This window comes from Corynebacterium sp. HMSC058E07 (genome assembly GCF_001809885.1).
Lineage (GTDB): Bacteria > Actinomycetota > Actinomycetes > Mycobacteriales > Mycobacteriaceae > Corynebacterium > Corynebacterium macclintockiae.
In genome coordinates, this window is the sequence record NZ_KV799284.1 from 4,783 (window position 1) to 5,746 (window position 964).

Sequence of the window (964 nt, forward strand, 5' to 3'; positions counted from 1 at the left end):
AGGGCGTAGAACGTCGCATCAACCCGGGCCTGAGGCCAACCAGCCGCAGGGTTAGCCGGAGTCTCGGTGGTGCCACTGGTGCTATTGGTGGTTAGTGTGATCTGGCCGTGTGTCTCACCAGTGGCAGGGTCAGTAGTCCACACGTAGCCTTCACCCACACATGCCGGGGTGACAGTGTCGACGGTGGTGGTGACAGCTGCCAGTCGGTTACCGGTGTGGGTGAACACGTCACGGTGGATAACTTCTCCGGGGGTGGTGTTGATGGTTTCTTTGGCGACACGTCGGCCGAGACCATCGTAGACGTAGCGGTAGCCGGTGTTTGGTTCATCGGAGGAGGTAAAGCCGATGGGTTGTTCACCGGTGGCGTAGAAGAAGTGATGAACCAACGGTTTCTTACCCAGACGTTTGGTTACCGTGCGGGTGATACGGCCTGCATTATCGTAGGTGTAGGTAGTCCGGCCGACTTTGACTGGCAGGGTGTTGTGGTAGTCGATGACCCCGTCAGTGGTAGTGGCCAGGACACCTGCTGGGGTGAACGAGTAGTTCTCCTGTGTTGGAGTTCCGGTGGTGTTACCGGTTGGGGCTGGGTTGTTGTGTCGGGTGGCTGCGGTCGCGCGGCCGATAGCGTCGACGGTGAAGCTGGTAGTGCCGCGCAGTTGGTCGGTGATGGCGGTGAGGGTGGAGTCGGCTTGCCAGGTGAAGTCACGACCAGCAACAGGGGCTAGCCCGCCAGGTGTTGCCGAATCCAATAGGTTGGTGTGGTCACCGGTGATGCGTCCACGGGTGTCGATGTCAATGGTGCGTACCAGGTTGTCGATAGCGGTGGTGGCGCGGTGGCCGCGGGTGTTGGTGGTGTAGGTTAGCTCGGCAAGCAGGCGGCCTGTGTGGGCGTCATCGGTAGGCAAGCGTAGGGCTGAACCGTCGGTGGTATTTGCGGTGGTGTGTTGGGTGATGGTGCTGCTGG

The 964-nt window shown here is 60.5% G+C and carries 1 pseudogene; it reads right to left on the minus strand.

What is annotated here, in order from left to right:
• A pseudogene (locus HMPREF2678_RS10420) lies at positions 1-964 on the minus strand (hypothetical protein); the annotation flags it as partial.